Here is a 16311-nt window from a genome sequence, read left to right as displayed (position 1 = left end):
CTGATCGACACTCGATCAACCCGGGCCGGCCCCTTACCAAGGCCGCCCAAGGCCCGGGACCCCTGGTCGAGCAGGCTCGGCAAAGCTGACGCAGGGAGTGCGGATGGACCAGCGACTCATCACCATCGCAGCAATCGTCCTGATCGTGTCGGTCCTGGCAGGACCGGCCTGGTTCGCCATCGCTCGGGTGGCCGAGGCGGCACCTGCTCGGGTCGGTATCGTCATCATGGCCCCGGCGACGTTCGCGACCGCGAGCGCGGCCGTGATCAGCGCCTTCGGTCAGTGACTTAAGTGAACCGGCGCCGATCCCCGGTCACGGCGGTCGAGTCCGCGGTGCGGAGTCCGGTGTTCGCGAGCCTGCTCAGCCTCGGGCTCCCCCCGCACCAGTTCGTGATAGCGGGGAGCGCCCCGTTGTGGGCACACGGGCTCAAGGAGCGCATCGCCGATCTCGACGTCGTGGCCTGGGGATCGGCCTGGGCCACCGCCCGCCGGCTGGGCGCCGTCGAGGCCGCCCCGTACCAGGGGTGCCGGGCGGTGCACCTGTTCGGTGGCGCGATAGAAGTCCTGGACAGGTGGTTCCCCCACTGGTTCGCCCAGGAGGACCTGTTCGGGCGGACCGAGCTCATCTCCGGCCTGAGCTTCGTCAACGTCGAGGACACCCTGGCGTGGAAGCGCCGCTTGAGGCGCCAGAAGGACCTCGCAGACGTGGCGCTCGCCCTGCGGCGCGATCCGGCCAGGGGCCGGCCCGACGAGGCCCGGCCCCTGGCCGCCTAGAACGGCCAGCCGGCGTTCCGACCGCCCTCCAGCAGCGGGATCATGGTGAAGGCGTGGTCGGTCAGGCCGCCGAACGCGTGCCGGTGACGGCTGCCGCTCGGCGCGTGGCCGTGGCGGTACCCGGCCAGGTTCCACGTGTACAGCGGCACCCGGGCGGGGACCTCGCGGTGCACGTCGCCCTGGTCGGCCTGCTCGTCGGTGACGATCACGACCCGGTCGTGCCGCCCGAGGTGCGACCGCACCGCCCGCGCCGTGGCCGTGCCGCTGCCCAGGAAGTAGCCGTCGGACTTCCAGCGGTCCACCGCCTTCAGCAGCGACTCGCCCCCGCGCAGCGCGAACGGCCGCGTGCCGTCGGAGAACGACACCACGTCCGCCCGCTCGCACCGCAGCCCGAGCGCGATCCCGAACACCGCCGCCGCGTCCCACCGCTTGAGCGTGCCGTCCTCCGAGAACGGCGCGTTCATCGAGTACGACGTGTCGACCAGCACCAGCGTGCGCCCCGGCAGCTCGGGCACGTTGCCGAGCGACAGCGCGATGGCCCGCTCCAACGCCCACGCCCACCGCAACGACGGCGCCGCGCGGTACGCGGACAGGAACCTCATCGGCAGCTGCCGCGACCGCGCCACCTGCTCGGGGTCGGCCAACCGCGCCGCGACCGCCGCCGCCACCTCGTCCCGGACACCGGCCTGGTCGAAGTTGCGGAGGTTGCGCAGGACGGCCATGTACCCCATCGACGGGATCAGGGCCTCCCACACCCGCGCGGTCATCGGGCCCTGCAGCCAGCCGGCCACGGACTCCCACGTCATGCCCGCGCGGCGCAGGGTCGTGGTGACGGTGTCGCTGTCCTCCTCGAACAGCGCGCGCCGCCGCTCCACCGGCCACGCCAGCAGTTCCGCTCGTGCGCGCAGCACGCCCAGCGAGCCGGGCACCTCGGCGTCGCCACCGCCGTGCCTGCGGTCGAGGGCGTGGGTGAACAGGTCGGCCTGCCAGTCGGCGCGCGGCGACGGGTGGGTCAGGTTCAGCACGTCGCCGAACCGGAAGCCGCGCGCCTCCGAGTCCCACTTCACCAGCGCGCGCTCGTCGTAGAGCCGCCGCACCGCGTCCGCGACACCGCGCTTGACGGGCTTCGGCAGCGCGCGGCCGTACCGCGTGGTCCAGTGGGCCAGGAACTCGCCCGGCTCGTCGGGCCGCTGGAGCACCGAGTCGACGACCTGCCGGGACATCCCCCGCGCGCCGGCGTCGAGGCGCGCCTTGACGAAGTGCGCCGCGCCGGCGATCGCCGCCGACCGCAGGTTCGCCTCACCGCGCAGCCACGCCAGGAACCGCGCCGTCCACTCGGGGTCGGCGGTGGTGGTGGCGCGCACCAGCGCGGCGTAGCGGTCGTCCCGCTCGTCGGCGCCCTCGTAGAACGTCCGCTCCCCCACCATGTTGGCCACCGCCAGCAGGAAGAGCTCCGACTTCAGCTCCCGCGCGTACCCCGGACCGCCCTCGTGGGTGCGCCCGCTCGCCACCGCCTCGGACACGACCGGGCTGGACACGGCCGCGCGCAGGCGGCCGAAGTTGAACTTGCTCATTTCCGCCCCTCGACTTCGAGGGGAGCGACGACGACCCCACACGTGCCCGAGATCGATTCGGCGAAGGCACAAAGGCGCTCTCGGCCACTGAGCTACACCGGTCGGACCGGCGACGGGATTCGAACCCGCGACCACCCCGTTATCAGCGGAAGTAGCCCTCGCCCGCGCACCGGGCACGTGTGGAGTCGTGTGCTCCCGAGATCCGGTTCGTCCTGCGGCATGGATTCACCTGAAGAAGTAGCCGCCGGACTTCGCACCGGGAGTGCACGCGTCAGAGTATTCGGCGCGGCCCGGATCTCAACCGAATTAGGGAGCGACCGGGAACCGTCAGAACAGGCGGAACTCGTCGGATTCGATGCCGCGCAGCGCGTCGTAGTCCAGGACGACGCAGCGGATGCCGCGGTCCTCGGCCAGGGTGCGGGCCTGCGGCTTGATCTGCTGGGCGGCGAAGACGCCGCGGACCGGGGCCAGCAGCGGGTCGCGGTTGAGCAGTTCGAGGTAGCGGGTCAGCTGTTCGACGCCGTCGATCTCGCCCCGGCGCTTGATCTCGACCGCCACCGAGGCGCCCTTGGCGTCGCGGCACATCAGGTCGACCGGGCCGATCGGGGTCGGGAACTCACGGCGGACCAGGGTCCAGCCGTCGCCGAGGGTGGTGACGTGCTCGGCCAGCAGCTTCTGCAGGTCCGCCTCGACGCCGTCCTTGACCAGGCCGGGCTCGGGGCCGAGCTCGTGCTTGGAGTCGTGCAGCACCTCGGCCAGCGTGATGATCAGCTTCTCGCCCGCCTTGTTCTGCACCACCCACAGGTCCGGGTCCTCGATCAGCCAGCACGGCGGGCTCATCCAGTTCAGCGGCTTGTACGCGCGGTCGTCGGAGTGGATCGACACGGAGCCGTCCGCCTTGATCAGCAGCAGCCTCTGGGCCATCGGCAGATGGGCGGTGAGGCGTCCGACGTAGTCGACCTGGCAGCGAGCGATGACGAGGCGCACGGCCGACAGGCTACGGGGTGCGGGGGTCCGGCCACCGGCAGGTACCGTCGGCCGACGTGTCACCACTGCGGCAGCTCCTGCGCACCAAGCCCGTCGACCTGATGACCGACGAGAGCGCGCGGACGACGCTGCGCCGCAGCCTCGGGCTGTTGCCGCTGGTCTCCCTTTCGGTGGGCGCGACGCTGGGCACGGGCATCTTCGTCGTGCTCGGCCAGGCGGCGCCGGTGGCCGGGCCCGCGGTCACCGTGTCGTTCGCCGTGGCGGCGCTGGCGGCCTTGTTCTCGGCGCTGTCTTACGCCGAATTGGCGGGTGCGGTGCCGGTGTCCGGGTCGGCCTACTCCTACACCTACGCCACGTTGGGCGAGCTGGTCGCGTGGGTGTGCGGGTGGTGCCTGCTGCTGGAGTACGGCGTGTCGGTGGCGGCGGTCGCGGTGGGGTGGAGCGGCTACCTCAACGCGTTCCTCGACGCCACGGTCGGCTTCCAGCTGCCCGCGGCGCTGTCCGGCGAGGTGGTGAACCTGCCCGCGGCGGTGGTCGTGCTGCTGGCGACGGCCGTGCTGCTCGGCGGGGTGCGGGAGAGCGCGGTGGTGACGACGGTGACCACGCTGCTGAAGGTGGCGGTGCTGGCGTTCTTCGTGGTGGTGGCGGTGTTCGGGTTCCGCAGCGGCAACCTGGCGCCGTTCGCGCCGGCCGGGGTCGCGGGCGTCACGGGCGCGGCGTCGCTGGTGTTCTTCTCGTTCATCGGGTTCGACGCCGCCTCGACGGCGGGCGAGGAGGCCCGCGACCCGCAGCGGGACCTGCCGCGCGCCATCGTGATCTCGCTGGCCGTCGTCACGGTGGTGTACGTGCTGGTGGCGTTCACCGCCGTCGGCGCGGTGGGCGTGGACGCGCTCGCGGGCTCCGACGCGTCGCTGGCCGCGGTCGTCCAGCAGGTCACGGGTTCCGGTTGGCCCGCGACCGTGCTGTCGGCGGGCGCGGTGGTCGCGATCGCGTCGGTGGTGCTGACCGTCCTGTACGGACAGACGCGGGTGCTGGTCGCGATGGCCCGGGACGGCCTGGTGCCCAAGGTGTTCGCGCGGGTCGGCGGGCGGCGGGTGCCGACGGTGAACACGGTGCTGGTCGGCGTGGTCGTCGCGGCACTGGCGGCACTGGTGCCGCTCGGTCAGCTGGCCGAGGCGACGAGCATCGGGACGCTGGTGGCGTTCAGCCTGGTCAACGTCGGCGTGCTGGTGCTGCGGCGGACCCGGCCGGACCTGCCGCGCGGGTTCCGCACGCCGTGGTCGCCGGTGGTGCCGCTGCTGGGCCTGGGCATGTGCGCGCTGCTGGTGACGGGCCTGGCGCCCGCCACGTGGGCGGCCTTCGGCATCTGGTCGGCCGCGGGTCTGGTGGTGTACTTCGGCTACGGGCGGCGGCGGTCGGAACTGGCCCGGTCGCGATCCGGCCCGGGGACAACGGCACAGGGAGAAGACTGATCGTGGAAACCCTCGGATCACGTGAGGTGTACGCGAACCCGTGGATGGTGGTCCGGGAGGACGCCATCGCGCGGGCGGACGGGACCACCGGCATCTACGGCGTGGTGGACAAGCCCGACTTCGCGCTGGTGATCCCCCTGGACGGCGAGCGGCTGCGGCTGGTCGAGCAGTTCCGCTACCCGCTCGGCCTGCGGCGCTGGGAGTTCCCGCAGGGCACCGCGCCGGAGCGGGCGCACGTCGACCCGCTGGCGCTGGCCGAGCGCGAGCTGCGGGAGGAGACCGGGCTGCGGGCGGGCAGGCTGGTGCAGCTGGGCCTGCTCGACGTCGCGCCGGGCATGTCCAGCCAGCGCGGCCGGGTGTTCCTGGCCACCGAGCTGCGGGAGGGCTTCCACGAGCGGGAGCACGAGGAGCAGGACATGCGCTCGGCGTGGTTCCCGCGGGCGGAGTTCGAGGCGATGATCGCCCGCGGCGACGTCACCGACGCCCAGTCGATCGCCGCCTACACGCTCCTCCTGCTGCACGAGAACGCGCAGCCGTAGGTCACCTCCCACGCCGCCCGGACGTCGGGTGAGCAGTCCGCTCACCCACGTCCGGAGGTCCCGTGTCCACCGCGCACGTCGTCGTCATCGCCCTCACCGCCCTGCTCAACGCCGGCATCGCCGTCGCCGACCTGGCGCGGGCGGGGTTCGTCCTGGCCAACTCGGCGGCGGTCGGCGTGCCGCCGTCGTGGCTGCCGGTCCTGGGCGCGGTGAAGGGGGCGGGCGCGGTCGGCCTGCTCCTCGGCCTGCTCGGCGCGCACGCCGTCGGGGTCGCGGCGGCGGCCGGGCTGGTGGCGTTCTTCACCGGCGCGGTCGCCGCCCACGTGCGGGCCCGGGTGTGGCGCACCATCGGGGCGCCCGGCGCGTTCCTCGCCCTCGCCGCCGCCTCCCTGGCGCTCACGGTCGCTCGCTAGCCGCCCGCTAGTCGGTCCAGGCGGCCGGGCGCTTCTCCAGGAACGAGGACATGCCCTCCTTGGCCGCCTCGGTCTGCGACGCCGCCGCCATCACCTCCACCGCGATGGCGTAGGCGTCGGCCTCCGGCCGGTCGAGCTGGGCGTAGATCGTCTGCTTGCCCAGCGCCTTGCTCGCCCGGCTGCCGCGGGTGGCCCGGCGCATCAGGTCGTCCACCGCGTCGTCCAGCCGGTCCGCCGGCACGACCCGGTTCACCAGGCCCCACTGCTCGGCGGTGCGCGCGTCGACCGGGTCACCGGTGAGCGCCATCTCCAGCAAGCGCTTGCGGCCGATCGAGCGGGCCACCGGCACCGCCGGGGTGTGGCAGAACCAGCCGCCCTTGCCGCCGGGCAGGGCGAACGCGGCCTCCTCGGCCGCCACGGCCAGGTCGCACGAGGCCACCAGCTGGCAGCCCGCCGCCGTGGCCAGGCCGTGCACCCTGGCGATCACCACCTGCGGCACCGACTCGATGGTCCGCATCAGGTCCGTGCACAGGGTCAGCAGGTCGCGCACGCCCTCCAGGTCGCGGGCGGCGACGTCGGCGAAGTCGTGCCCGGCGGAGAACACCGGCCCCTCGCCCGCCAGCACGACGCCCACCGCGTCCGTCGCGGCCACCTCGCGGAACGCCGTCAGCAGCTCAGCCAGGTGCTCGGCGGACAGCGAGTTGCGCCGTGCGGCGCGGTCCATGGTGATCCGCACTACGTCATCCGCCCGGTCGACGCGGATGTGCTGGTATTCGGCCATGTCGCGACCGTAACCGGCCGTGCAACCGACCGCTCGGGGACTACCGTCCAGCGGGTATGAGACTTCCGCTGTCAGCCGTGGTGCTGGGCGTCCTGCTGGCGGGCTGCGCCCAGCCGATCGGGCCCGGCGCGCAGGTCCCGCCCGTCTGGACCACCACCGCGACCCCCGGCGAGCCGGTGCGGCCCGCCACCCCGGACCCGGAGGGTTTCCCGGTGGCCGCCGTGCCCCGCCCGATCGTGCTGATCGGGCCGCCGCTGGAGCTGGTGGACCCGGTCGGCAGCGAGCAGGAGAAGGTGGCGGCCGAGAGCGGGACGTACTCGTTCACCGGCGCCGAACCGCCGACGCCGGGGCCGACGTCGGTGCCGCTGCCCGGCGGCGCGGCGACGCTGCCGCTGATCGGCGTGCGCGACGCGCTGGCGGCGATGTCCGCCGGCGGCCGCGGTGGCGAGCCGCTGGAGCTGGTGGACGTGGAGCTCGGCACGGCGCGGTTCCCGACCGACCGGGGTGGGCTGGAACTGCCCGCGTGGCGGTTCCGCAGCGGTTTCGGCAGCGTGTGGGCGTGGCCCGCGGTCGCGCCGACGGCGTTCTGGCACCTCGGCGGCATCCCCCACGCGCTGCACCGGGCCGTCACGTCCGACGGGGTCGAGCTGGAGGTGGAGCTGCCCGCGCCGCCGCTGCCGTGCCCCGGCCAGGAGCCGATCACCACCGAGGTCGTGGTCGTCGAGGGGGCGACGTCGGTGAAGGTCGGCGTGCGGCAGCCGGGCCCTGACGGCGTCGGCTGCGCGCGGGACGCGATGTACCGCAGCGAGAAGCGCACCGTGACGCTGAAGGAGCCCTTGGGCGCCCGGTTGCTGGTGGACGAGCAGAACGGCGTGGTGCCCGTGGAGGTCCGCTGAGGGTGGATGCCAGTATCCGGTGGTGAACAACAGGTTGGTCGTGCTCGTGCTGGGTCTCGCGCTGACGGCGTGCACGGCGCGGGAGGGCGAGGGGGTTCCGCCGACGGCGTCCGTCGCGCCGCTGGTCGGGCACGCCCTGTGCGGCGACCACGTCCTCGTCGACTTCAGGACGGACGACGAGATGCGCGCCGGTGTCACCGCCGTCGGCTCGGACCCTCGGGTGCGGCAGGTGTTCACGGAGACCAGGGAAGAGGCGTTGGCGCACTACAAGGAGATCTTCGAGTCCCGCCCGGAGCTGGTGGAGATCGCCAGGGTGGAGGCCATGCCCGCGAGCCTGAAGCTGCTCCCGGCGCCGGGCGTGGACGTGCGCGGGTTGGCGACCTCCCTGCGCGAGGAGTTCCCGGGTGCGAAGAAGGTCGACAGCTTCACCCGGCCCACCGACGACCCGGACGTGCCGGACTGCCCCGAGAGCGGCTTGTGGCCGCCGAGGTGAACCCGCGGGATCAGGAGCCGCCGGCACCCGGATCGCGCGGTGGCAGGCGACTGGCCCCACCCGCCGCCACCGGCCCGGGAACGGCGTGGTCTACAGGCCGTTCGCCTCGCGCACGACGGTCACGATCTCGTCCATGATCTGGGTCAGCTCGTAGTCCTTCGGCGTGAACACCCGGGCCACCCCCCGCGCGCGCAGCTCGTCGGCGTCGGCGGGCGGGACGATCCCGCCGACGATCACCGGCACGTCGCCGGCGCCCGCCGCGCGCAGGCCGTCGACCACCGCGGGCACGACCTCCAGGTGCGAGCCGGACAGGATCGACAGGCCGACCACGTGCACGTCCTCCTGCACGGCGGCGGCGACGATCTGCGCGGGCGTCAGCCGGATGCCCTGGTACACCACCTCGAAGCCGACGTCGCGGGCCCGCACGGCGACCTGCTCGGCGCCGTTGGAGTGGCCGTCCAGACCGGGCTTGCCGACCAGGACGCGCAGCCGCTCGCCCAGCTCCTCGCCGGTCGCCCGCACCCGCTCGCGCACCCGGCCGATCTCCGCGCCCGCCTCGCCGGACGCCGACGCGGCCGACACGCCGGTCGGGGCGCGGTACTCGCCGAACGTCTCGCGCAGCGCCTGCGACCACTCACCGGTCGTCACGCCCGCGCGGGCGCACGCGATGGTCGCCTCGACCAGGTTCCGGTCCGTCCGCGCCACCGCCCGCAGTTCGTCCAAAGTGGACTTCACCTGCGCGTCGTCGCGGCCGGACCGCCACTCCCGGATCGCCTCGACCGCCTGCCGCTCCACGACGGGGTCGATCTGCTCGATCGCGTTCGCGCCCTCGGCCTGCAGCGGCGACGGCTCGGTGGTGGCGAACCTGTTCACGCCCACCACGACGTCCTCGCCGACCTCCACCCGCCGCCGCCGTTCGGCCAGCGACGACACCAGCGCCGACTTCATGTACCCGGACTCGACCGCCGCGACCGCCCCGCCCATCGCCTGCACGCGGTCGATCTCGGCCCGCGCGCCCTCGACGATCTCGTCCACCTTGGTCTGCACGACGTGCGAGCCGGCGAAGATGTCCTCGTACTCCAGCAGGTCGGTCTCGAAGGCCAGCACCTGCTGCATCCGCAGCGCCCACTGCTGGTCCCACGGCCGGGGCAGGCCGAGCGCCTCGTTCCACGCCGGCAGCTGGATCGCGCGGGCCCGCGCGTCCCGGGACAGCGTCACGGCCAGCATCTCCAGCACGATCCGCTGCACGTTGTTCTCCGGCTGCGCCTCGGTCAGCCCGAGCGAGTTGACCTGCACGCCGTACCGGAAGCGGCGGTGCTTGGGGTCCGCGATGCCGTACCGGTCGCGGGTGACCTCGTCCCACAGCTGGACGAACGCCCGCATCTTGCACATCTCCTCGACGAACCGCACACCGGCGTTGACGAAGAAGGAGATGCGGGCGACCACCTCGCCGCGCCGCTCCTCCGGCACCTGGCCGGAGTCGAACACCGAGTCCAGCACGGCGATCGCGGTGGACAGCGAGTAGGCGATCTCCTGCACCGGCGACGCGCCCGCCTCCTGCAGGTGGTACGAGCAGATGTTGATCGGGTTCCACTTCGGCGCGTTCGTCACGGTCCACGCGACCACGTCGGTGATCAGCCGCAGGCTCGGGCCGGGCGGGAACACGTACGTGCCGCGGGACAGGTACTCCTTGATGATGTCGTTCTGCGTGGTGCCCGCGAGGGTGGCGCGGTCCGCGCCCTGCTCCTCGGCCACGCTCACGTACAGCGCGAGCAGCCACATGGCCGTCGCGTTGATGGTCATCGACGTGTTCGCCCCGGCCAGCGGGATGCGGTCGAACAGCTGCCGCATGTCGCCGATGTGGCCGATCGGCACGCCGACCTTGCCGACCTCGCCCCTGGCCAGCTCGTCGTCCGGGTCGTAGCCGGTCTGGGTGGGCAGGTCGAACGCCACGGACAGGCCCGTCTGCCCCTTGGCCAGGTTGCGGCGGTACAGCTCGTTGGAGGCGGTGGCGCTGGAGTGGCCCGCGTACGTCCGCATCACCCACGGGCGGTCGCGCTCTCGGTCGGCCGGGTACGGCACGGCACCTCCTACGACGTCGTTCCCCGTAGCGTACTGACGGGTAACACGGGTCGCGCGTGCCGTTGCTCACTGAATCGAAGCCGCGGGACGGTGGTCGGCGTGACCGCGCTCACTGCGTTCCCGCCCCCCGGAAGGCGGAGGGCGGGCTCGGTCGCCGGTGGCGGGTCAGGCGCTGATGCGGTCCACGGTCGCGCCCAGCTTGCGCAGGTTCTCCACGAAGCCCGGGTAGCCGCGCTCGATGTGGAAGATCTCGTACACCTCGGTCGCGCCGTCCGCGCACAGCCCGGCCAGCACGAGCCCCGCGCCCGCGCGGATGTCCGACGCCCACACCGGCGCGCTGGACAGCCGCTCCACCCCGCGCACCACCGCGTGGTGGCCGTCGGTGCGCGCGTCGGCGCCCAGCCGCACCATCTCCTCGATGAACCGGAACCGCGCCTCGAACAGGTTCTCGGTGATCATCGACGTGCCGTCGGACACGCTCGACAGCGCGATCGCGAACGGCTGGAGGTCGGTGGCGAAGCCGGGGTACGGCAGGGTCACGAAGTCGACCGAGCCGGGCCGCTCGGTCTGCACCACGCGGAAGCCGTCCTCCAGGGTCGTCACCTCCGCGCCGGCCATCCGCAGCTTCTCCAGCACCAAATCGAGGTGGTGCGGGTCCACGCCGCGCACGGTGATGTCACCGCGGGTCATGGTGGCGGCGAACGCCCAGGTCGCGCCGACGATCCGGTCGCCGATGACCCGGTGCTCGGTCGGCTTCAGCGACTCCACGCCGTGCACGGTGAGCGTGGACGTGCCCGCGCCCTCGATCTTCGCGCCCATCTGCTGGAGCATCACGCAGATGTCCACGATCTCCGGCTCGCGGGCGGCGTTGTCGATGACCGTGGTGCCGTTGGCCAGCACCGCCGCCATCAGGATGTTCTCCGTCGCGCCGACGCTGGGGAAGTCCAGCCAGATCTGCGCGCCGTGCAGGCCCTCGGCCTCGGCGATGACGCAGCCGTGCTCGATCTCGCTGTGCGCGCCGAGCTTGCGCAGGCCGTTCTGGTGCATGTCCAGCGGCCGGTTGCCGATCGCGTCGCCGCCGGGGAGCGCGACCACGGCCCGCTTGCACCGGCCGACCAGGGGGCCCAGCACGCAGACGGACGCCCGCAGCTTGCCCATCGCCTCGGAGTCGGCGCGGTGGTTGAGCTCCGCCGGGGTGGTGATCGTGACGACCTGGCCGTCGAGGTTCACCTCGCAGCCCAGGCTGCGCAGGACGTCCGCCATCAGCGGCACGTCCAGGATCTCCGGGCAGTTGGTGATCGTGGTCGTGCCCTCGGCCAGCAACGCCGCCGCCATCAGCTTGAGCACGCTGTTCTTCGCGCCTACGACGGCGACCTCGCCGACCAGCCGCGCACCGCCCTGAACCCGGAAGTGCTCACTCACGTGGGGAACTCCTCGCTCGTAGTGCCGCAATCCTACGTACGGTCTGAATCGAGCCCGTCCGTGGTGGGGCACTGCGGTGTCTACAGTGCTCGGCATGGCCGTGCACCTGACGAAGATCTACACCCGGGTCGGCGACGACGGGACCACGGGCCTCGGCGACTTCTCCCGGGTGCCCAAGACCTCTCCGCGGATCACCGCCTACGCGGACGTGGACGAGACCAACGCCGCGCTCGGCGTGGCGCTGGCGCTGGGCGCGCTCGAAGCGGACGTCGCCGACGTGGTGCGGCAGGTCCAGAACGACCTGTTCGACGTCGGCGCGGACTTGTGCACGCCGATCGCGCCGGACCCCAAGTACCCGCCGCTGCGGATCACGCAGGCGTACGTGGACCGGCTGGAGGCGTGGTGCGACGAGTTCAACTCCCGGCTGGGCAAGCTGGAGTCGTTCATCCTCAACGGCGGCACGCCGGGCGCGGCGCTGCTGCACCAGGCCCGCACCATCGCCCGCCGGGCGGAGCGCGGCGCGTGGGCGTTGATCGAGGTCGAGGCCGAGCAGACGAACGCGCTCACCGCGAAGTACCTGAACCGGCTGTCCGACCTGCTGTTCATCCTGGCCAGGGTGGCGAACCCGGACGGTGACGTGCTGTGGCGGCCGGGGGCCAACGCCTGACCGGCGCGTGGCACGGCGGCGGGGCCCGGGAGCGGGGTCACGCCGCCGCCGGTCCGACCGGCCCCGGTCTTCTCAGGAGGCCCAGGGGATGGAGCGGCCCGGGGGCGCCGACTCCAACCAGGACAGGAAGCCGGTCAGCGCGTCCGGGCCCATCGCGATCTCGACCTCGCCCTTGGCGCCTCGGCACCGCAGCACCACCGCGCCGGACGGCATGGCGTACGCCTCCGGCGCGGTCGGCTCGCGGCGGTCGTCGATCTCGAAACCCTCGCGGGAGATCACCATGTCCGGGCCGGAGCGCAGGCTCAGCACGCGGAACCAGGTGAACTCGTCACCCCGGTAGTGGCCGACACCCAGGTGCCAGCCCCGGCCGGAGTCCTCGATCCGGGACCTCAGCGCGACGTGCACACCGCCCGCGCGCAACAGCCGGACGCGGCGCCACGCGAGGTACGCGAGGACCACCACCGCGCCGAACAGGACCACCCCGACCAGTTCGGCGATCCCCACGGCGTCGTCCGCTCGTCCGCGTCAGGCCGAGTGCCCCGCGGCGCGGAGCCGCGCGATGGCCCTGGCCCGCTGGACGTCGTCGTCGTTCTTGACGTCCGCCCGGGCCCGTTCGACGTCGATCTCGTCGGCGAGCTCCGCGTCCTCGGCCAGGATGCTCACACCCTCGCCGGTCACGGAGAGGAAGCCACCGTGCACGGCCGCCGTCACCAGCTCGTTGTCCGTGGTCCGGATCTTCACCACGCCGCCCTCGACGAGCTGGCCGAGCACCGGCTCGTGACCGGGCAGGATGCCGATCTCGCCTTCGAGCGTCTGGGCGACCACGGTGGTGGCCGTGCCGGACCACAGGCGGCGTTCCACCGCGACCAGCTGGACGGTCATCTCGGCCACGCGCATCTCCCTGAGTCGACTGGAGTCACCCGCAGTCTAAACGGTGCCCGGAACCCACCGCCGCACCAGCCACCCCCAGCCGCCCCGACCACCCGCCGGCACGGGCGCCGCGAGCGCGCGGGGGCCGTTCGGGCGGGTGGGAGACTGGGCCCGTGCCGACACCGAAGTCGCTGCTCGACCGGGCCTTCTCGCTGCTGTCGGTGTTCACCGTGGACCGACCCGCGGTGACGCTGTCCGAGCTGAGCCGCCACTCCGGCCTGCCGCTGAGCACCACGCACCGGCTGGTGGCGTCCCTGGTGGCCCTGCGCGCCCTCGACCGGGCGCCGGACGGCCGCTACTGCGTCGGCCTGCGGCTGCTGGAGCTGGGCTCGCTGTCGCCCGGCAGCCTGGACCTGCGCGACCGCGCCCTGCCGTTCCTCGAAGACCTCTACGAGGTGACGCGGCACAACGTGCAGCTGGCCGTCCGCGACGGCGTGGAGGTCGTGTACGTGGAGCGGATCTCGGCGCGGGACGCGGTGAACGTGGTGACCCGCGTCGGCAGCCGGATGCCGCTGCACTGCACGGGCGTCGGCCTGGTGCTGCTGGCCGCCGCGCCCGTCGCGGTGCAGGAGGCCGTGCTCGCGGGACCGCTCAAGCGGTTCACGCCGAAGACCATCGGCACGCCCCAGGAGCTGCGGGAGACCCTGGCCAGGGTGCGCCGCGACGACTACGCCACCAGCGACCGGCAGATCGAGCTGATCACCTACTCGGTGGCCGCGCCCGTGCGCGACCAGGACGGCGAGGTGGTGGCCGCCGTGTCCGTCGTGGTGCCCACCGGGACCCGCACGGACACCGTCGTGCCCGCCGTGCGCGCGTGCGGCCTGGCCATCTCCCGCGCGCTGGGCTGGGCGTCCCCCTGACGCCGGCAGGGCCGCCCCCGGTGGGGACGGCCCTGCGGACGAGAGCCCGGCCTACTTGCCGGCGAGCTTCTTGGCGTTGGCCTCGACGTCGTCCAACCCGCCGCAGGAGAAGAACGCCTGCTCCGGGAAGTGGTCGAACTCGCCCTTGCAGACGCGGTCGAACGCCTCGATCGTGTCCTTGATCGACACGAAGGAACCCGGCTGGCCGGTGAACTTCTCGGCCACGATGAAGTTCTGGCCGAGGAAGCGCTCCAGGCGACGGGCGCGACCGACGAGGACCTTGTCCTCCTCGGACAGCTCGTCCATGCCGAGGATGGCGATGATGTCCTGCAGCTCCTTGTACTTCTGCAGGATCCGCTTGACCTCCTGCGCCACCCGGTAGTGCTCCTCGCCGACGATCGACGGCTCCAGGATCCGGGAGGACGAGGACAGCGGGTCCACCGCCGGGTAGATGCCCTTCTGGGAGATCGGACGGGAGAGCTCCGTCGTCGCGTCCAGGTGGGCGAAGGTGGTGGCCGGCGCGGGGTCGGTGTAGTCGTCCGCGGGCACGTAGATGGCCTGCAGCGAGGTGATCGACTTGCCGCGCGTCGAGGTGATGCGCTCCTGCAGCTCGCCCATCTCGTCGGCCAGCGTCGGCTGGTAGCCCACGGCGGACGGCATGCGGCCCAGCAGGGTCGACACCTCCGAGCCCGCCTGGGTGAACCGGAAGATGTTGTCGATGAACAGCAGCACGTCCTGGCCCTGCACGTCGCGGAAGTACTCCGCCATCGTCAGCGCGGACAGCGCGACGCGCATGCGCGTGCCGGGCGGCTCGTCCATCTGGCCGAACACCAGGGCGGTGTCGCTGAGCACGCCCATCTCCTCCATCTCCAGGAGGAGGTCGGTGCCCTCACGGGTGCGCTCGCCGACGCCGGCGAACACCGACGTGCCGGAGAACTCGCGGGCGATACGGGTGATCATCTCCTGGATGAGCACCGTCTTGCCCACGCCCGCGCCGCCGAACAGGCCGATCTTGCCGCCCTTGACGTACGGGGTCAGCAGGTCGATGACCTTGATGCCCGTTTCCAGGATCTCGGTCTTGCCCTCGAGCTGGTCGAACGACGGCGCCTTGCGGTGGATGCCCCACTGCTCGCCGTCCCGGCCGAGGCCGGGCTCGTCCAGGCAGTCGCCCAGCGCGTTGAAGACGTGGCCCTTGACGACGTCGCCGACGGGCACGCTGATCGCCTTGCCGGTGTCGGTCACCGCCGCGCCGCGGACCAGGCCGTCGGTCGGCTGCATCGAGATGGTGCGGACCAGGTTGTCACCCAGGTGCTGGGCGACCTCCAGGGTCAGCGTCTTGGCGACCGCCTCGTAGGTGATCTCCACGTTCAGGGCGTTGAACAGCTCCGGCACCGCGCCGCGCGGGAACTCCACGTCGACGACGGCGCCGATCACCCGGACCACACGGCCGGTGCGGGTGGCGGTAACGGTTGCGGTCATGTCACTCATCACTTCCTGCGCCACCGGTAAGCGCGGAGGCGCCACCGACGATCTCGCTGATCTCCTGGGTGATCTGGGCCTGGCGGGCCGCGTTCGCCTGACGGCTCAGGTTGCGGACCAGCTCGGTGGCGTTGTCCGTCGCCGCCTTCATCGCGGTCCGCCGCGCCGCCGACTCGGAGGCCGCCGCGTCCAGCAGTGCCGAGAAGAGCCGGGTCTTGACGTACTTGGGCAGCAGCGCGCCCAGCAGCGTGTCCGCACCCGGCTCGAACGAGTACACCGACTGGAGCTTCTGCGGCTCCGGGTCGAAGTCGACCACCATCGGCGCGATCCGCTTGGCGACCGGCGTCTGGCTCAGCATCGACTTGAACTCGGTGTAGACCACGTGCAGCTCGTCCACGCCGAGCACGCCGTCCGGGCCGGGCTGGTCGCCCTCGTCGTCGCTGCCCGCGACGAACGCCTTGACCAGCGCCTCGCCCGCCTCGGCGGCGTTGACGTAGTGCGGCAGCTGCGAGAACCCGGTCCACTCGCCGGCGATCGCGCGCCTGCGGAACCGGTAGTAGCCGACGCCCTTGCGGCCGATGACGTAGAGCACGGGCTCCTTGCCCTCGGACCGCAGCAGCGAGAGCAGTTCCTCGGCGGCGCGCAGCACGTTGGCGTTGTAGCCGCCGCACATGCCCTTGTCGCTGGTCACGACCAGCACGCCGGCACGGCGGGGGTTCTTGCGCTCGGTCAGCAGCGGGTGGTCGAGGTTCGTGGACGCCGTCGCCAGCGCGGAGAGCACCGAGGTGATCTCCTCCGCGTAGGGCTTGGACGCCGCGACCCTCGTCTGCGCCTTGGCCAGACGGGACGTGGCGATGAGCTCGTACGCCTTCGTGATCTTCTTGGTCGAGTTGACCGAGCGGATCCGCTGGCGCAGCTCTCGGATCTGTGCCGCCATGCCTA

At 72.5% G+C, this 16311-nt stretch carries 18 protein-coding genes and 1 tRNA gene; 9 read left to right on the top strand and 10 right to left on the bottom strand.

What is annotated here, in order from left to right; translation table 11 throughout:
* Positions 1 to 103: 103 nt before the first annotated feature.
* Both AB0F89_RS13320 and AB0F89_RS13315 read left to right on the top strand, forming a co-directional pair.
* Positions 104 to 286 carry a hypothetical protein gene (locus AB0F89_RS13320; RefSeq protein ID WP_367135946.1) on the top strand — a complete coding sequence of 61 codons (183 nt, stop codon included), beginning with the start codon at positions 104 to 106 and terminating at the stop codon, positions 284 to 286.
* Between the two features lie 125 nt (positions 287 to 411).
* Positions 412 to 774, top strand: coding sequence for a hypothetical protein (locus AB0F89_RS13315; RefSeq protein ID WP_367135944.1), 363 nt, complete (start codon positions 412 to 414; stop codon positions 772 to 774).
* Here the strand turns inward: AB0F89_RS13315 and AB0F89_RS13310 are convergent.
* The 3 genes from AB0F89_RS13310 to nucS all read right to left on the bottom strand — a co-directional run bounded on the left by AB0F89_RS13310 (position 771) and on the right by nucS (position 3335).
* Positions 771 to 2348 carry a TROVE domain-containing protein gene (locus AB0F89_RS13310; RefSeq protein WP_367135942.1) on the bottom strand — a complete coding sequence of 526 codons (1578 nt, stop codon included), beginning with the start codon at positions 2346 to 2348 and terminating at the stop codon, positions 771 to 773. The genes AB0F89_RS13315 and AB0F89_RS13310 overlap by 4 nt on opposite strands.
* 104 nt (positions 2349 to 2452) lie before the next feature.
* Positions 2453 to 2514, bottom strand: a tRNA-Ser gene (locus AB0F89_RS13305).
* A 161-nt stretch (positions 2515 to 2675) separates the two neighbouring features.
* Positions 2676 to 3335 (bottom strand): endonuclease NucS, encoded by a 660-nt coding sequence (nucS, locus tag AB0F89_RS13300; RefSeq protein ID WP_367135940.1) that lies wholly within the window; start codon positions 3333 to 3335, stop codon positions 2676 to 2678.
* 56 nt (positions 3336 to 3391) lie between these two features.
* Between nucS and AB0F89_RS13295 the strand changes: the two genes are divergently transcribed.
* The 3 genes from AB0F89_RS13295 to AB0F89_RS13285 all read left to right on the top strand — a co-directional run bounded on the left by AB0F89_RS13295 (position 3392) and on the right by AB0F89_RS13285 (position 5759).
* Positions 3392 to 4807 (top strand): amino acid permease, encoded by a 1416-nt coding sequence (locus AB0F89_RS13295; protein WP_367135938.1) that lies wholly within the window; start codon positions 3392 to 3394, stop codon positions 4805 to 4807.
* A 2-nt stretch (positions 4808 to 4809) separates the two neighbouring features.
* Positions 4810 to 5346: an NUDIX domain-containing protein gene (locus AB0F89_RS13290; RefSeq protein ID WP_367135936.1), complete on the top strand. Its 537-nt coding sequence runs from the start codon at positions 4810 to 4812 to the stop codon at positions 5344 to 5346.
* Positions 5347 to 5408: 62 nt separating this feature from the next.
* Complete coding sequence (locus tag AB0F89_RS13285) at positions 5409 to 5759, top strand: DoxX family protein (RefSeq protein WP_367135934.1); 351 nt, start codon at positions 5409 to 5411, stop codon at positions 5757 to 5759.
* Between the two features lie 7 nt (positions 5760 to 5766).
* On the opposite strand, the gene AB0F89_RS13280 is transcribed toward AB0F89_RS13285, so the two are convergent.
* On the bottom strand, positions 5767 to 6540 hold the full coding sequence (locus AB0F89_RS13280; protein ID WP_367135932.1) for an enoyl-CoA hydratase-related protein: 774 nt from the start codon (positions 6538 to 6540) through the stop codon (positions 5767 to 5769).
* A gap of 56 nt (positions 6541 to 6596) precedes the next feature.
* Here AB0F89_RS13280 and AB0F89_RS13275 point away from each other — a divergent pair, with 56 nt between their 5' ends.
* Positions 6597 to 7436 (top strand): hypothetical protein, encoded by an 840-nt coding sequence (locus tag AB0F89_RS13275; RefSeq protein ID WP_367135930.1) that lies wholly within the window; start codon positions 6597 to 6599, stop codon positions 7434 to 7436.
* Between the two features lie 22 nt (positions 7437 to 7458).
* Positions 7459 to 7929 carry a hypothetical protein gene (locus tag AB0F89_RS13270; protein ID WP_367135928.1) on the top strand — a complete coding sequence of 157 codons (471 nt, stop codon included), beginning with the start codon at positions 7459 to 7461 and terminating at the stop codon, positions 7927 to 7929.
* 90 nt (positions 7930 to 8019) lie between these two features.
* Here the strand turns inward: AB0F89_RS13270 and AB0F89_RS13265 are convergent, their stop codons facing one another.
* Both AB0F89_RS13265 and murA read right to left on the bottom strand, forming a co-directional pair.
* Positions 8020 to 10011 (bottom strand): protein meaA, encoded by a 1992-nt coding sequence (locus AB0F89_RS13265; RefSeq protein WP_367135926.1) that lies wholly within the window; start codon positions 10009 to 10011, stop codon positions 8020 to 8022.
* Positions 10012 to 10176: 165 nt separating this feature from the next.
* Positions 10177 to 11433: a UDP-N-acetylglucosamine 1-carboxyvinyltransferase gene (gene murA, locus AB0F89_RS13260; protein ID WP_367135924.1), complete on the bottom strand. Its 1257-nt coding sequence runs from the start codon at positions 11431 to 11433 to the stop codon at positions 10177 to 10179.
* Between the two features lie 94 nt (positions 11434 to 11527).
* Here murA and AB0F89_RS13255 point away from each other — a divergent pair, with 94 nt between their 5' ends.
* Entirely contained in the window at positions 11528 to 12100 is a 573-nt protein-coding gene (locus AB0F89_RS13255; RefSeq protein WP_367135922.1) for a cob(I)yrinic acid a,c-diamide adenosyltransferase, read from the top strand.
* A 72-nt stretch (positions 12101 to 12172) separates the two neighbouring features.
* Here AB0F89_RS13255 and AB0F89_RS13250 read toward each other — a convergent pair whose 3' ends face one another.
* Together AB0F89_RS13250 and AB0F89_RS13245 are read right to left on the bottom strand one after the other, a co-directional pair.
* Complete coding sequence (locus AB0F89_RS13250; protein WP_367135920.1) at positions 12173 to 12604, bottom strand: DUF2550 domain-containing protein; 432 nt, start codon at positions 12602 to 12604, stop codon at positions 12173 to 12175.
* A gap of 21 nt (positions 12605 to 12625) precedes the next feature.
* The gene (locus AB0F89_RS13245; RefSeq protein ID WP_367135918.1) at positions 12626 to 12991 is read right to left on the bottom strand and encodes a F0F1 ATP synthase subunit epsilon; all 366 of its coding nucleotides are present in this window, start codon (positions 12989 to 12991) and stop codon (positions 12626 to 12628) included.
* A 152-nt stretch (positions 12992 to 13143) separates the two neighbouring features.
* On the opposite strand from AB0F89_RS13245, the gene AB0F89_RS13240 reads away from it, so the two are divergent.
* Positions 13144 to 13890, top strand: coding sequence for an IclR family transcriptional regulator (locus AB0F89_RS13240; RefSeq protein ID WP_367135916.1), 747 nt, complete (start codon positions 13144 to 13146; stop codon positions 13888 to 13890).
* Positions 13891 to 13941: 51 nt separating this feature from the next.
* Here AB0F89_RS13240 and atpD read toward each other — a convergent pair whose 3' ends face one another.
* Both atpD and AB0F89_RS13230 read right to left on the bottom strand, forming a co-directional pair.
* Positions 13942 to 15378: a F0F1 ATP synthase subunit beta gene (gene atpD, locus AB0F89_RS13235; protein ID WP_367135914.1), complete on the bottom strand. Its 1437-nt coding sequence runs from the start codon at positions 15376 to 15378 to the stop codon at positions 13942 to 13944.
* Complete coding sequence (locus AB0F89_RS13230) at positions 15371 to 16306, bottom strand: F0F1 ATP synthase subunit gamma (RefSeq protein ID WP_367135912.1); 936 nt, start codon at positions 16304 to 16306, stop codon at positions 15371 to 15373. Before AB0F89_RS13230 ends, atpD begins: the two co-directional genes overlap by 8 nt.
* Positions 16307 to 16311 lie beyond the last annotated feature (5 nt).

Source organism: Saccharothrix sp. HUAS TT1 (assembly GCF_040744945.1).
Lineage (GTDB): Bacteria > Actinomycetota > Actinomycetes > Mycobacteriales > Pseudonocardiaceae > Actinosynnema.
This window is presented reverse-complemented; position numbering and strand designations above follow the sequence as displayed.

What these genes read in the sequence shown, in the direction of transcription:
- AB0F89_RS13320 (WP_367135946.1), top strand. Translation starts at nt 104, where the DNA reads ATGGACCAGCGACTCATCACCATCGCAGCAATCGTCCTGATCGTGTCG.
- AB0F89_RS13310 (WP_367135942.1), bottom strand. Translation starts at nt 2,348, where the DNA reads ATGAGCAAGTTCAACTTCGGCCGCCTGCGCGCGGCCGTGTCCAGCCCG.
- AB0F89_RS13280 (WP_367135932.1), bottom strand. Translation starts at nt 6,540, where the DNA reads ATGGCCGAATACCAGCACATCCGCGTCGACCGGGCGGATGACGTAGTG.
- AB0F89_RS13275 (WP_367135930.1), top strand. Translation starts at nt 6,597, where the DNA reads ATGAGACTTCCGCTGTCAGCCGTGGTGCTGGGCGTCCTGCTGGCGGGC.
- AB0F89_RS13255 (WP_367135922.1), top strand. Translation starts at nt 11,528, where the DNA reads ATGGCCGTGCACCTGACGAAGATCTACACCCGGGTCGGCGACGACGGG.
- atpD (WP_367135914.1), bottom strand. Translation starts at nt 15,378, where the DNA reads ATGAGTGACATGACCGCAACCGTTACCGCCACCCGCACCGGCCGTGTG.
- AB0F89_RS13230 (WP_367135912.1), bottom strand. Translation starts at nt 16,306, where the DNA reads ATGGCGGCACAGATCCGAGAGCTGCGCCAGCGGATCCGCTCGGTCAAC.